Annotated in this window: 12 protein-coding genes; 11 read left to right on the top strand and 1 reads right to left on the bottom strand. The window is 62.6% G+C overall.

All coding sequences use genetic code 11. From position 1 onward, the window contains the following. Positions 1–136 precede the first annotated feature (136 nt). The 8 genes from ING15_RS11835 to alr all read left to right on the top strand — a co-directional run bounded on the left by ING15_RS11835 (position 137) and on the right by alr (position 9,455). Positions 137–2,263: a putative bifunctional diguanylate cyclase/phosphodiesterase gene (locus ING15_RS11835; protein WP_206455027.1), complete on the top strand. Its 2,127-nt coding sequence runs from the start codon at positions 137–139 to the stop codon at positions 2,261–2,263. A gap of 404 nt (positions 2,264–2,667) precedes the next feature. Beyond that, a complete protein-coding gene (rpsF, locus tag ING15_RS11830; RefSeq protein ID WP_206455026.1) occupies positions 2,668–3,096 on the top strand; it encodes a 30S ribosomal protein S6 in 429 nt (142 codons plus the stop codon). A gap of 6 nt (positions 3,097–3,102) precedes the next feature. After that, the gene (gene rpsR, locus ING15_RS11825) at positions 3,103–3,351 is read left to right on the top strand and encodes a 30S ribosomal protein S18 (protein WP_206455025.1); all 249 of its coding nucleotides are present in this window, start codon (positions 3,103–3,105) and stop codon (positions 3,349–3,351) included. 137 nt (positions 3,352–3,488) lie between these two features. Next, positions 3,489–4,460, top strand: coding sequence for a hypothetical protein (locus ING15_RS11820; protein ID WP_206455024.1), 972 nt, complete (start codon positions 3,489–3,491; stop codon positions 4,458–4,460). A 32-nt stretch (positions 4,461–4,492) separates the two neighbouring features. Further along, entirely contained in the window at positions 4,493–5,101 is a 609-nt protein-coding gene (gene rplI / locus ING15_RS11815) for a 50S ribosomal protein L9 (protein ID WP_206455023.1), read from the top strand. 198 nt (positions 5,102–5,299) lie between these two features. Then, positions 5,300–6,583 (top strand): class I SAM-dependent methyltransferase, encoded by a 1,284-nt coding sequence (locus ING15_RS11810; protein ID WP_206455022.1) that lies wholly within the window; start codon positions 5,300–5,302, stop codon positions 6,581–6,583. A gap of 186 nt (positions 6,584–6,769) precedes the next feature. Then, positions 6,770–8,254 (top strand): replicative DNA helicase, encoded by a 1,485-nt coding sequence (locus ING15_RS11805; RefSeq protein ID WP_206455021.1) that lies wholly within the window; start codon positions 6,770–6,772, stop codon positions 8,252–8,254. Positions 8,255–8,306: 52 nt separating this feature from the next. Then, the gene (gene alr / locus ING15_RS11800) at positions 8,307–9,455 is read left to right on the top strand and encodes an alanine racemase (protein ID WP_232845717.1); all 1,149 of its coding nucleotides are present in this window, start codon (positions 8,307–8,309) and stop codon (positions 9,453–9,455) included. Here alr and ING15_RS11795 read toward each other — a convergent pair. After that, positions 9,448–9,768 carry a DUF1294 domain-containing protein gene (locus ING15_RS11795; protein WP_206455019.1) on the bottom strand — a complete coding sequence of 107 codons (321 nt, stop codon included), beginning with the start codon at positions 9,766–9,768 and terminating at the stop codon, positions 9,448–9,450. The genes alr and ING15_RS11795 overlap by 8 nt on opposite strands. A gap of 207 nt (positions 9,769–9,975) precedes the next feature. On the opposite strand from ING15_RS11795, the gene radA reads away from it, so the two are divergent. The 3 genes from radA (at position 9,976) to purF (ending at position 13,667) form a co-directional block, all read left to right on the top strand. Then, entirely contained in the window at positions 9,976–11,364 is a 1,389-nt protein-coding gene (gene radA / locus ING15_RS11790) for a DNA repair protein RadA (protein ID WP_206455018.1), read from the top strand. A gap of 119 nt (positions 11,365–11,483) precedes the next feature. Then, the gene (locus ING15_RS11785) at positions 11,484–12,098 is read left to right on the top strand and encodes a CvpA family protein (protein ID WP_206455017.1); all 615 of its coding nucleotides are present in this window, start codon (positions 11,484–11,486) and stop codon (positions 12,096–12,098) included. A 117-nt stretch (positions 12,099–12,215) separates the two neighbouring features. Then, complete coding sequence (gene purF, locus ING15_RS11780) at positions 12,216–13,667, top strand: amidophosphoribosyltransferase (protein ID WP_206455016.1); 1,452 nt, start codon at positions 12,216–12,218, stop codon at positions 13,665–13,667. Positions 13,668–13,719: the final 52 nt, after the last annotated feature.

The raw sequence follows: 13,719 nt of genomic DNA, 5'->3' as shown, positions 1-13,719 counted from the left end.
GTCAAGGGCGCCGGCCCGATTGCAACGAGTCTCGCGGTCTTCGCGCATTCCTCAGATCAACTTAAGATTGTCTCAACGGAATCTCGACAAACTGCTTCGCAGAGGAAAACTCAATGGCATCGCGGCGAGGAAGACGATGGCCGAAATCGGTAACGAGAGTACGCGCCAGGTGGAGGACGTGAATTCCGGCCAACGGCCCATCAGCGTCGAGCATGCCATGATGCGGGAGATGCTGGATAACATGGACCACGGCGCCGTGCTCTATGATCACGATGCCACCGAGGGCGAGGTCGTCGCCTTCTTCAACGCACAGGCGGCCAGCTATCTGGAGCTACCCGAAGGCATGTTGCGGGCCGGGTTACCCCGGCGGGCCATCACGGCATTTTGTCACCAACGCGGTGATCACCCCGATGATTTCGTCACGGCGGACCATCTCGAATGCGTGGAAAGCGGCAAGGCGGCTGAAGTGATCGCCCGTCGCCCGTCCGGACGCCGCATCCTTGGGCGCTCCATACCCAGGAAAGCGAAAGCGGGCTCCCTTACTCTTTATATCGATATCACCCGCAGTATCATCAGCGCACAGCGGTTACGCGAAAGTCGCGCGGAATACCGCGCCATGGCGGAGACCGCGCCGATCGGTTTCATAAAAATAGACGCGGCCGGAAAAGTGCTGTTCGCCAATTCAGTAGCGGGCGAGATGTTCGAGGGGAACCCATCCCAAGCCGATCTCTTTACCCGCATTCGCCCGACCGACGGCGTGTCGTTCGCAGACAAGATTCGTCTGTCCCAGAGTTTTGAGGCCGAACTGACGATGCCGTATCATTCGCGGCACATGATCGTCGCGATGTCGCCGTGGAACAATATTCCGTCCGTCCCGGAGCGGATGTTGGCGCTAACCGATGTCACGTCGTTGACTGTCGCTCGCAGGCAGATCGAGCACCTGGCAAGACACGATCCCTTGACCGGCCTCGGCAATCGAACACTCTTCAATGAGACTTGGCAAAAGCTGAAGGGCAACGTCGACGGTATCGAGAGAGCAGGCGCGCTGATCGCTCTCGACCTCGATCATTTCAAACTGGTCAACGACGATTACGGGCACGGGGTCGGCGATCTGCTGCTGCGGGGAGTAGCCAACCGCATCCAGTCCGGTCTGGAGCCAAATGTGACGGCCTTTCGCCTTGGCGGTGACGAATTTGCCGTCGTCATTCAGGAGCCTGAACATGGCGAAAGCCTCCAAGTGGCGAAAGCGCTGGTCAGCCGCTTGTCCCAACCGTTCTTTATCGGCGACCTGACGCTGACCATCGGCTGTTCGGCGGGAATCGCCGTGACCCCCGACGACGGCAGAACCCTCGATGATCTGCAACGTTCGGCGGATGTCGCTCTCTACCAGGTCAAGCGGAATGGGCGCAGCGGGGTAGCCCGTTTCGATCCTGCTCATGAGCGGGAGATGAACGAGCGACGATGCATGGAGTATGATCTGCGCCTTGCCGTATCCCGGGGGTCATTCTCTCTCGCCTACCAGCCACAACTGGACCTCCAAACGGGACGGACGACTGGCATGGAGGCGCTGATCCGTTGGAAAAACGCTCGCCTCGGACGGATGGTGCCACCGTCGGAGTTCATTCCGATCGCTGAAAACTGCGGGTTGATAACCCTGATCGACCTTTGGGTGATCCAAACTGCCGTCGCACAGATGCGTGTATTCCTGAACGCCGGCATCGAGCATCCCCATACATCGATCAACCTGTCTCCTATTTCCCTAGCGCGGAAGGAAATTGTCGAGCAGTTGACTGCGGCGCTGGCGGTGAACGGCGTTCCCCCGCAGCTCCTGGAAATCGAGATCACCGAAGGTGTGGCGATCATCGAAAAAGAACTGGTCAAAAAAACCCTGCTGGCCATCCAGAAAGCAGGTATCAAGGTTGCGATCGACGACTTCGGCGCCGGGCAGACAAGTCTGGCATACATCCAGGCTCTGCCGGTCAACCGCGTCAAGATCGACCGCTCGATCATCAATGGCATCGGACGGGACAACTCCACCCACGCCATCGTTGCCTCGATCCTCGACCTCTGCGGCCGGCTCGGACTGAAACTCACCGCAGAAGGAATCGAGACTGCGGAACAATGGGAACAACTGCGCAACCTCGGCGCAATCGAAGGGCAAGGCTTTTATCTGGGGCATCCGGAAGCACCCGAAATCCTGCTTGATCGACTGCGGGGAGAAATGACCAGCGGTTCACACCACCCTAGCGCCGCAACCGCCTGACCTCCGGGCGTCCGACTCCAATCCGCGCCTTCGCGCCGGACGGACCCTGCCGGCATGGCCGCCGCTCGCAGGGCGAGCCGCGGCGGCACCCGTGCAACGCCGCAGATAGCGTTCGCGACGTCGCGGCCGTTCACCGACTTCAATAAAGGCTTGAAAAACCCGCGCAAACCCGATAGGTCGGCGACCGTCAATGCTTGGGTCTCAGCTGGGGGCTGAACGGAAGGCTGCCGGATTGCCGGCAACAGGATGCCGCAGGGCATCGGCTTCCCGTGTCTCCGCTCTCGACGCTCTCGTACAGGCGCCTTTCCAAATTGACCCGCTCGTCGGGTTTCGCAGGGAAGTCGCAGAGGCTTAGCCGCTGTACCCATGCAAAATGCGAACGAAACATGGAAAGGCGATAGCGCATGGCTCTTTACGAGCACGTATTCCTCTCGCGCCAGGACATCTCCAACCAGCAGGTCGATCAGCTCGTCGAGCAGTATCGTGGCGTGTTGGAGGCGAATGGCGGGTCCGTCGGCAAGGTCGAGAATTGGGGTCTCAAGACCCTGACCTACCGGATCAACAAGAACCGCAAGGCCTATTACACCCTCATGAACATCGACGCCCCGTCGGCGGCGGTCCAGGAGATGGAGCGCCAGATGCGCTTCAACGAGGACATTCTCCGCTACATGACGATCCGCGTCGAGGAGCATGAGGAAGGCCAGTCGGCCATGATGCAAAAGCGCGATGACCGGCCCCGTCGTGGCGGCCGCGAAGACCGTGGTGACCGCGGTCCCCGGCGCGATCGCGACGACGATCGCCCTCGCCGCCCTCGCGACAACGATTCGGAGTAGACCCAGATGGTCGATATCGCTCAGCTTCCCACCCGCCGGCCGTTCCACCGCCGTCGCAAGTCCGATCCGTTCGCCGGGACCGATTCGCCCAAGATCGACTACAAGGACGTCCGTCTCCTGCAGCGCTACATTTCCGAGCGCGGCAAGATCGTGCCGTCCCGGATCACTGCTGTTTCCCAGAAAAACCAGCGCGCGCTTGCCCGTGCGATCAAGCGCGCCCGTTTCCTGGGCCTGCTTCCCTACCTGATCAAGTAACCTCGTCTACTCGATCTGGAGCGGCATCATCACGATGCCGCTCCGCTTCCCTCCGCCTCAGGCCGCGGACGGAATGTCATCCAGCCTAGTTGGGGCCGAGGCCTCTAACTGCCGCGAGCAGGACAGCGCAAGACGTCATGAAACCAGCCACCATCCTCATCGCCGTCGTATCCGGCCTTGCCAGCGCGCTTCTGTTCGCGGGGCTCGTACTGCAGTCGACCTCGGCGATCAGTTTTGCCCTGGCGGCTCCGATCCCGATCGCCATCGCGAGCCTCGGCTGGGGCTCGGTCGCCGGATTTATTGCTTCCGCAGTCGCCGGCATGACGATTTACGCCATTGCCCTGTCCGCCCCGAGCGCGCTGACCCTGTTCGGGACCATGGCGCTGCCGATGGCGGTCGCAGGCCACCTTGCCGGGTTGGCGCGGCCCACGGTCGAACCCGTGCTGGCAAGTGGGGCCGCTTCAGCCCGCGAAGCCGGGAGCGATCTCGACTGGTACCCCTTGGGGCGTGTGCTCCTCGCGATCGCCGCGATGGCGATTGCCGCCTGCGTGCTTCTCGGCTGGATGCTCGGCTACGACCCGGACGCTTTCGTCCCGGCGGTTGTCGAGGCGCTCGGCCAAGGCGGAGGGTCCGGGATGGAGACGCTGAGCGAAGCCCAATTGCGCGAGTTCGCGCAACTCGTGATCGCTCTCGTCCCTTACGTCCAGCCGGCACTCCTAACCATCACTCTCGTCAGCGGTCTTTATCTCGGTGCCGCCGTCGTCCGCGTGTCCGGCCGCTTGCCGCGACCGAAGGATGACATCCCCTCGACGACCCACCTGCCGAAAATTGCCCTCCCGATCTTCGGTGTAGCGCTCGCGGCGGCCTTCATCGGCGGAACAATCGGCCTCGTCGCCGCCGTTTTCGTCGGCGCGTTAGGGGCCGCCTTCACCTTGGTAGGGCTGGCGAGCCTCCATCGTCGCACCCGGGGGCGTCCGGGCCGAGGCCTGGTGCTGTTTACGACTTACACAGCGATCTTGCTGCTATCTTTCCCGATCGTCCTGTTCATGGCGCTCGGGCTCTTCGAAACCTGGCGCGGTCAAGACCGGCCGTCGTCCAGCCAATCCTGAACAATCGATCCCGATCCAGAAAGGACAAGATCATGGACGTTATTCTTCTCGAACGCATCGCCAAACTCGGCCAGATGGGCGACACCGTGAAGGTGCGCGACGGCTTCGCCCGTAATTATCTCCTGCCGACCGGTCGTGCGCTACGCGCCAATGATGCCAACCGCGCGCGTTTCGAAGCGCAGAAGAGCCAGTTGGTGGCCCGCAACGAAGAGCGCAAGGCCGAAGCTCAGGGCGTTGCTGCGACACTCGAAGGCAAGAGCTTCGTCGTCGTCCGCTCCGCTGGTGAAACAGGCCAGCTCTACGGCTCTGTATCGACGCGCGACATCGCAGATATCCTGGCTGGCGAGGGGTTCAAGATCGGCCGCAATGAGATCCAGCTCAACGAGCCGATCAAGCGGATCGGGTTGCACGCGGTGACCATCGCGCTTCATGCCGAGGTGGAGCTAGATATTTCGATCAACGTCGCCCGCTCTCCCGACGAGGCCGAGCGTCAGGCTCGCGGCGAGGAACTGACGTCGGCTGATGCCATCTACGGGATCGACGAAGAGGAAAGCTTCGACGACGACGAGTTGGAAGACGGCGAAGACACCGGTGAAGCCTCTGATTCGGACGCTCCAGCGGAGAGTGACGAAGCCCCGTAAAACTTCAGACGGCGAACGCGATGTCAGCCGCGTTCGGCATGCTGTCAGATCGTATGAGGAAAGGCTTCGCTTCGGCGGAGCCTTTTTTGTTGCCATTGGCGTCGTTGCGCTTAAATCTAAAAGGGCAGCTTATGTTTCCGCACTCCGGTGGCCATCGGTGGCCGCGGATTCTTCGGACCAAGGTCGGGAGATTTTGTCATGAACCGCATCCTGTCCACCTACCTCACCCACCTCTTTCGCTTCGGAAACCTCACCGTTACGGACCCGGACGGGACGACATCACGATGGGGCGACGGAACCGGCAAGCCCCTGCACATCCGGTTCAACTCTAAAGCGGCGGAGTGGGGTGTCGCGATCAACCCCGGTCTCAAATTCGGCGAAGCCTACATGAATGGCGGCGTCGACATGGTCGAGGGCAGCATCTTCGATCTCCTCAGCCTTGCGTTCCGCAATGGTGGCAACGATGCAACGAGCGAGCCCTGGATGCGGGCGATCGGGCGGATGCGATTGCTCTATCGCCGTTATATCCAGAACAACACGCCGCAGCGGGCGCGGGCCAACGTCCATCACCACTACGATCTTTCGAGCCAGTTATACGACCTGTTCCTGGACACGGACCGGCAATACAGTTGCGCCTATTTCGAAGAACCGAACGCCAGCCTCGACCGGGCACAGCTTGCCAAGAAGCGCCATATCGCGGCCAAGCTCTTCTTCGACCGGCCTGACCTGCGGACACTCGATGTCGGCTGCGGCTGGGGTGGGCTCGGGCTTTATCTGGCCCAGCATTTGAATGCGAAGGTGACCGGTGTCACGCTCTCCGACGAGCAGCTGGCGATCGCGCAACGTCGAGCGGTCGATGCGGGACTTGCCGAAAGAGCCGATTTCCGGCTGGAGGACTACCGCGACACCCAGGGGCCGTTCGACCGGATCGTCTCGGTAGGCATGTTCGAGCATGTCGGTCTCGACTTTTATGAAGACTATTTTGGACAGTGCGCGCGTCTCCTCGACGACGACGGCGTCATGCTGCTGCACACGATCGGGCGAATCGAAGAGCCGGCGAACACCAACGCCTTCATCGGCAAATACATTTTCCCGGGCGGCTACCTGCCTTCCCTGTCGCAGGTGACAAAGGCCACCGAGCGCAGCGGCCTGATCGTGACCGACGTCGAAATTCTCCGGCTGCATTACGCCGAGACCCTGCGGCACTGGCGGGAACGCTTCGAAGCCCGGCGGGAGGAAGCCAAGGCGATTTATGACGAGCGGTTCTGTCGCATGTGGGAATTTTACCTCGCCGCGTCCGAAACGGCCTTCCGCTGGCAAGATCTCGTCGTCTTCCAGGTCCAGCTGACGAAGAAGCTAGAATCGCTCCCGATTACGCGGGATTATATTTATGAGACCGAGACCCGGCTTCGGCAAAAGGAACAGGCCGCCAGCCGAACCGAAGGGCTCGAATCATGGCGCGACCGCAATGCGGCGGAGTAGCCGAGGCGGCTTCGCGCCGGGTCTGATGTCAACGTGCCGCGGATTTTATCCCCGAACTTATGAACAGCACTTCACAGGTTTCGGCGAACCCGCTCATATCGTCGCAAGGGTGCCAATTTGGTAGGATCGGGCGGCTCCATGGTGTAGTCCGGTCGCACCCTGAAACGGCGGTAGAGGTCACGCGGCATGGCGGATGCGGCGCGTAAAACCGAGGACGAGACTGCGCTTTATCGTGAGGCTCCGAGCAACATCGAGGCCGAGCAGGCCCTGCTCGGCGCCATGCTCGTTAACAATGACGCCTATTATGTCGTCCACGACTTTCTGAAACCCGATCACTTCTTCGAGCCCCTGCACCGGGAGATCTTCGGCAAGACGTCCGAAATGATTCGGATGGGCAAGATCGCCAACCCGGTGACGATCAAAACCTTCCTCGCGGCCAATGACAAAGTGGGCGATTTCACCGTCGCACAATATCTCGCGCGGCTTGCGGCCGAGGCGACGACCATCATCAATGCCGCCGACTACGGTCGGGCGATCTACGATTTGGCGATTCGCCGTTCGCTGATCCGGATCGGCGAAGATGTAGTCAACATCGCCTTCGACGCACCGCTCGACATGGAGCCGAAAAGTCAGATCGAGGATGCCGAGCGCCGCCTGTTCGAGCTGGCGGAAACCGGCCGTTACGATGGCGGTTTTCAGTCATTCACTGACGCGGTGACGCTGGCCGTCCAGATGGCGACCGCCGCCAAGGACCGCGATGGCGGCCTCTCCGGTGTTTCCTCCGGCATTATCGGGCTCGACGGGCGGATGGGCGGGCTGCAGCCCTCCGATCTGATCATCCTCGCGGGCCGTCCGGCCATGGGCAAGACGTCGCTCGCGACCAACATCGCCTTCAACATTGCGGCGGCCTACGAGCCGGCCGAGCAGGCGGACGGCAGCTTCAAGGCAAAGAATGGCGGCGTCGTCGGTTTCTTCAGCCTGGAAATGTCGGCCGAGCAGCTCGCCACCCGCATCATTTCCGAACAGACCGAAATCTCGTCGTCGAAGATCCGGCGCGGCAACATCAACGACCAGGAGCTGACCAAGCTGATCGGCTGTTCGGAGATGATGCAAAAGCTGCCGCTCTATATCGATCAGACCGGCGGCATCTCTATCGCGCAGCTGTCGGCCCGCGCCCGACGCCTGAAGCGGCAGCGCGGGCTCGACGTGATGATCATCGACTATGTCCAGCTGATGCAGGGCTCGAGCCGAACACAGGGCAACCGGGTCCAGGAAATCACCGAGATCACCACCGGCCTCAAGGCATTGGCCAAGGAGCTGAACGTGCCGATCATCGCCCTATCGCAGCTCTCGCGGCAGGTCGAAAGCCGCGACGACAAGCGGCCGCAGCTCTCCGACCTCCGCGAATCCGGTTCGATCGAGCAGGATGCCGACGTGGTGATGTTCGTCTATCGCGACGAATATTACCTATCGAACCGTGAGCCGAAGCCGGGCACAGACGAGCATTTGAAGTGGGAGCAGGAGCTAAACGAAGCGCGCGGCAAGGCCGAGGTGATCATCGCCAAACAGCGCCACGGACCGACCGGAACCGTCCCCCTCGCCTTCCAGGCCGAATACACTCGCTTCACCGATCTCGCGGACGAGACCTACCTTCCCGAGCGGTTCGAGTAGTCTTACAACGATGCCGCTTTCCCCTGTCCCGACCAGCGTGAGGCCGGACCGCATGCCGGTCGTCGAGATCGATCGCGCCGCACTGATCGCCAACTGGCGGATGCTGGATTTGCGCAATCCCGGCGTCCGCACGGGCGCAGCGGTGAAGGCGAACGGCTATGGCCTCGGCGCCGCCGAGGTCACGGCGGCGTTGTGGGAAGCCGGCTGCCGCGATTTCTTCGTCGCCTGGGCCGAGGAAGGCGCCGTCTTGCGCGACTCGCTCGAACGACTGCCGGCCAACGCGTCGACCGCCTCGGCGGCGCCGCGAATCTTCGTGCTCCAGGGCCTCGAGCCCGCGACGGTTCTGCTCCATCTGGCGCGAAACCTGACGCCGGTGCTCTCGACGCCGGACGACATTACCATCTGGCGCGAGGGGCTGCGGGCCGCCGCAAGCAAAACGCCCGCCGCGGTGCAGCTCGAAACCGGCATGAACCGGCTCGGCCTCACATCCAAGGATGCCCGCTTGGCCGCCGACCTCGCCGCCTCCGGCGAGCTCGAGCTGTGTCTGGTCATGAGCCATCTGGCCTCCGCCGACGAGCCGACCTCGCAGAGCGCCGAGCAACTCGAACGGTTTCGGGCGCTTGCCGGACTGTTTCCGTCGGTTCCCCGATCCCTTGCCAATTCCGCCGGTGTCTTTCTCGGCCCCGACTATGCCTTCGATCTGACACGGCCGGGCATCGCGCTATATGGCGGCGAGGCAGGCCCCGGTTCGTCGGAAGCGATCAGGGCTGTCGCGCGGCTCACCGCGTCAGTTCTCCAGGTGCGAATCGCCAAGGCCGGCGAGGCAGTCGGCTACGGCGCGGCGGCAAGGCTCGACCGCGACACGCGAATCGCCACCGTCGGCATCGGCTATGCCGACGGTTATCATCGTGCCGCGTCGGGCGCCGGCGTCGGAATGCGTCAGTTGCGGCCCGGAGCCGAGGCCATACTCGCCGGCCGGCGGGTGCCGGTCCTTGGCCGAGTCTCCATGGATCTCACCCTGCTGGATGTCACCGCCCTTCCCGACGACGCGGTCCAGCCCGGCGCGCGGGCGGAATTCTTCGGCCCGGACATGCCGATCGACGCGGTGGCGCAGGCCGCCGGCACCATTGCCTATGAATTGCTGACCGGCCTCGGACCACGGGTGAAACGATTGTGGTCGCGCGACGATACCTTCAGCTGAGGCCCTGGCTCATCCAGTTTAGAATCGGGGTGGGTCCGAAGAGCAGCACGGTGACCGCCAAGCCTGCGATCACGACAAGCTGCAGGAACGCGATCGCGTTCAGCCATGTGCGGAAAGGCTCTTTACAGGTCTTGTGGCGAATGATCCGCTGGGCGGAGATGGCGCCGATGCTGCCACCGAGGAGGGCAAGACGCAGAAGGCTTTTCTCCGGTATGCGTCTTGCGCCGGATCTCGCCTTGGCCTTGTCGAAAACGAAGGCGAAATAGGCAGCGATGTTGATCGCCAGGAAGTATAGTCCAATCCACAAAGTCATTTGATCGTCTTTCGCGAATCTCGTCGAGAATGGACGAGACAACCCTTTGCGACCGTATGTCACGCTAACCAGCACCAACCAAACGCCGCCGAAGGACGCTCGCTGCTTTACCGCGGATTGGTGCCCTGTGCACGGTTCAGAGTTGCGGTCGGGCGGCGTTTGTTTATGTTTCGTTCCAATCGACGCCTTTCAGACTCCAAGGTTGCAATGGCCAAACCCAAACTCAGCTTCATTTGCCAGAACTGCGGCGCGGTCACCGCCCGCTGGCAGGGCAAATGCGACTCCTGCGGCGAGTGGAACACCATCGTCGAGGAAAACACGTCCGGCGGGATTGGCGGCGGGCCGCAACGCGGCCGGCGCAAAGGCAGTCCCTCGGCGCTTCTGCCGCTCTCGGGCGAGATGGAAGAAGCCCCGCGCATCGTCTCCGGCATCGACGAGTTCGACCGGGCGACCGGCGGCGGCATTGTCCGTGGATCGGCCCTGCTCATCGGTGGCGATCCCGGCATCGGCAAATCGACCCTGCTGATGCAGGCGGCCGCGGCGCTGTCACGCGGCGGAAACAGTGTCGTCTATGTCTCCGGCGAAGAGGCCGTAGCGCAGGTGCGCCTTCGCGCCCAGCGCCTGAAGGCCGCCGATACGTCGGTACAACTCATGGCCGAGACCAATGTCGAAGACATCCTGGCGACGCTCGCCGAAACTCGCCGGCCGGATCTCGTCATCATCGATTCGATCCAGACGCTGTGGAGCGACATGGCCGAATCGGCGCCGGGGACCGTTACGCAGGTCCGCACGGGGGTGCAGGCACTCGTGCGCTACGCCAAAGCCAGCGGCGCGGCGGTAATTCTCGTCGGCCACGTCACCAAGGACGGCCAGATCGCAGGGCCCCGCGTCGTCGAGCACATGGTCGACGCGGTTCTGTATTTCGAGGGCGAAGGCGGCCACCACTACCGCATCCTGCGCACCGTCAAGAACCGCTTCGGCCCCACCGACGAGATCGGCGTCTTCGAAATGAGCGACATCGGACTGCGCGAAGTGCGCAACCCGTCCGAACTGTTTCTTGGGGAGCGCAACGAAAAAGCCCCCGGGGCCGCCGTCTTTGCCGGCATGGAAGGAACCCGTCCGGTCCTCGTCGAGATCCAGGCTCTGGTCGCGCCGTCGGCGCTCGGCACCCCCCGCCGCGCGGTCGTCGGCTGGGACCAGCCGCGACTCGCCATGGTTCTGGCGGTGCTTGAAGCTCATTGCGGTGTGCGACTCGGCCAACACGACGTCTACCTCAATGTCGCGGGCGGCTTCCGGATTTCCGAACCCGCGGCGGACCTCGCAGTCGCGGCGGCGCTCGTATCTTCGCTCAGCGGCGCCGCACTGCCCTCCGATTGCGTCTATTTCGGCGAGGTCAGTCTCTCCGGCGCCGTAAGGCCCGTCGCGCATGCGGCACAGCGTCTGAAGGAAGCCGAAAAGCTCGGTTTCCGGCAATCGGTGTTGCCGTCGGCCAGCGCCGATCTGCCGCGTTCGGGCGAGATCGTGCCGCATGAAGTGGAGACCCTGCCCGACCTCGTCGGCCGGGTCGCGTCGGGCTCGCTCCCCTCGATCGGTTGATTTTCGCGCTGCCCCCTAGTGTAAAATAGCCGCCAAAGAGGTAAGGCGTCATTCGCAGGCATGTCATACTGGCATCTGCCACCCGCGCCTGATCCGAACGTCCACGGGACCGACCATCCATGACCGTTACACTTCTCGACGCGATCCTTTTCGCACTCATGCTGGTTTCGGCGCTTCTTGCCATGGTGCGCGGCTTCTCCCGCGAAATCCTCTCGGTGATATCCTGGCTGGTAGCGGCGGTCGCCGCCTTCCTCTTCTACAAGCCCCTGACGCCCTATTTCGCGGAATACATCTCTTCAACCACAGTGGCCATGGTGGCTTCCGCCGCCGCGATCTTCCTCGTCACGCTGATCATCGTGTCGTACATCACGCTGCGAATCGCCGACTTCATCATCGATAGCCGCATCGGCGCGCTCGACCGCGTTCTCGGCTTCATCTTCGGTGCCGTGCGCGGCCTCCTTCTCGTCGTGGTGGCCATGCTGTTCTTCAACTGGCTGGCGCCCGAGAATCAGCCGGCATGGGTCGCGAACGCCTGGTCCAAGCCGTATCTCGACAATCTTGGCAAGCAATTGGTCGCGGCGTTGCCGGAGAACCCGGAGCAGATTATCCTCGAGAAGATCCAGGGCACGGACGGCGTGCCGGCGACGGATACACCTCCCTCGCCGGAAGAGCCTGCGTCGATCGAAGGCGCGATCCAGGATTCAGGTGGGGCGGAGCCGACGCAACCGCAGTAAGGTCCGCAGAGAATCTAAGCCCCTGACAGCCACACCCTCGCGTCGTCCCTGACACGGGCCTATATGGTGAATACCTCACGGAAAGCCGACCGACACCGGCAAACGGCGGATAATCTTATGGACGAGACGCCCTTCGGCGACGACGAACTGCACGAGGAGTGCGGTGTTTTCGGCATTTTCCAGCGGACGGACGCGGCCGCGGTCGTCACGCTCGGCCTTCATGCGCTCCAGCACCGCGGCCAGGAAGCGGCGGGGATCGTTTCCTATGACGGCTCGCAATTTCATGTTGAGCGCCATGCCGGTCTGATCGGCGATACCTTCACCAAGCAGGCAGTTCTCGAGCGTCTGCCGGGAACCTCCGCGATCGGCCACACCCGCTACGCCACCACCGGTGGCGGCGGCTTGCGTAACGTCCAGCCCTTCTTTGCCGAACTGTCCGCCGGCGGCTTCGCAGTCGCCCACAACGGCAACATCACCAACGCCTTGACCATTCAGCGCGAGCTGCAACGCCGCGGCTCCATCTTCTCGTCGACCTCCGACACCGAAACCATTCTGCATCTCGTCGCGACCAGCGCGGCACGGCATTTCGTCGAAAAGCTGATCGACGCGCTGTCGCGACTGGAGGGCGCCTTTTCGCTGGTCGGACTCTCGTCAAAGAAGATGGTCGGCGTGCGCGACCCTCTCGGGATCCGGCCGCTCGTACTCGGCGATCTCGAGGGATCGCCGATCCTGGCCTCCGAGACCTGTGCCCTCGACATCATCGGCGCCGATTTCGTCCGCGACATCGAGCCCGGCGAACTCGTGGTGATCAGCGAGGATGGAATCGAGAGCATCTTCCCTTTCCAAGCGCGCCGCCCCCGCTTCTGCATCTTCGAATATGTCTATTTCGCCCGCCCCGATTCCACGGTGGAGGGCCGCAATGTCTACGAGATTCGCAAGAAGATCGGCGGCGAACTGGCGCGTGAGAGCCATGTGGAAGCCGACATCGTCGTGCCGGTTCCCGATTCCGGCGTGCCTGCCGCGATCGGATACGCGCAGGAGGCCGGTCTTCCCTTCGAACTCGGGATCATCCGCAACCATTATGTCGGCCGTACCTTCATCCAGCCGACCGATTCCATCCGCCACATGGGCGTGAAGCTGAAACACAATGCCAACCGCCGGATGATCGAAGGCAAGCGCGTCGTCCTTGTCGACGATTCGATTGTCCGTGGCACGACCAGCCAAAAGATCGTGCAGATGGTGCGCGAGGCAGGCGCGACCGAGGTCCACATGCGGATCGCTTCGCCGCCCACCCGCGCCAGCTGCTTTTATGGTGTCGACACGCCGGAAAAGGCCAAGCTCCTCGCCTCGCGTATGACGATCGACGAGATGGCCGACTTCATCAAGGTCGATTCGCTGTCGTTTCTGTCGATCGACGGGCTGTACCGCGCCACCGACGAGCCCTCGCGCAACAAGTTGACGCCGCAGTTCTGCGATGCTTGCTTTACCGGCGACTATCCGACCTCCCTGACCGATCAGGACGGGACGGAAAATATCCGGCCCCTCTCGTTGCTGGGTGGGACGGGCTGAGATGGGACAGGTCCATGAAAGTCGTGACCTTCGTGAGACATCATTGGATCTG

Origin of the sequence: Aurantimonas marina, from assembly GCF_017183135.1 — a bacterium.
In the GTDB taxonomy this organism is placed as follows: domain Bacteria; phylum Pseudomonadota; class Alphaproteobacteria; order Rhizobiales; family Rhizobiaceae; genus Aurantimonas; species Aurantimonas marina.
The sequence above is the reverse complement of the archived record's forward strand: the minus strand, read 5'-3'. Positions and strand labels throughout refer to the sequence as shown.

Bases quoted from the DNA above. Each gene is read 5' to 3' on its own strand.
- alr (WP_232845717.1), top strand. From the start codon at position 8,307: ATGCCGGTCGTCGAGATCGATCGCGCCGCACTGATCGCCAACTGGCGG.
- rpsR (WP_206455025.1), top strand. From the start codon at position 3,103: ATGGTCGATATCGCTCAGCTTCCCACCCGCCGGCCGTTCCACCGCCGT.
- rpsF (WP_206455026.1), top strand. From the start codon at position 2,668: ATGGCTCTTTACGAGCACGTATTCCTCTCGCGCCAGGACATCTCCAAC.
- ING15_RS11810 (WP_206455022.1), top strand. From the start codon at position 5,300: ATGAACCGCATCCTGTCCACCTACCTCACCCACCTCTTTCGCTTCGGA.
- radA (WP_206455018.1), top strand. From the start codon at position 9,976: ATGGCCAAACCCAAACTCAGCTTCATTTGCCAGAACTGCGGCGCGGTC.
- rplI (WP_206455023.1), top strand. From the start codon at position 4,493: ATGGACGTTATTCTTCTCGAACGCATCGCCAAACTCGGCCAGATGGGC.
- ING15_RS11795 (WP_206455019.1), bottom strand. From the start codon at position 9,768: ATGACTTTGTGGATTGGACTATACTTCCTGGCGATCAACATCGCTGCC.
- purF (WP_206455016.1), top strand. From the start codon at position 12,216: ATGGACGAGACGCCCTTCGGCGACGACGAACTGCACGAGGAGTGCGGT.
- ING15_RS11805 (WP_206455021.1), top strand. From the start codon at position 6,770: ATGGCGGATGCGGCGCGTAAAACCGAGGACGAGACTGCGCTTTATCGT.
- ING15_RS11835 (WP_206455027.1), top strand. From the start codon at position 137: ATGGCCGAAATCGGTAACGAGAGTACGCGCCAGGTGGAGGACGTGAAT.
- ING15_RS11820 (WP_206455024.1), top strand. From the start codon at position 3,489: ATGAAACCAGCCACCATCCTCATCGCCGTCGTATCCGGCCTTGCCAGC.
- ING15_RS11785 (WP_206455017.1), top strand. From the start codon at position 11,484: ATGACCGTTACACTTCTCGACGCGATCCTTTTCGCACTCATGCTGGTT.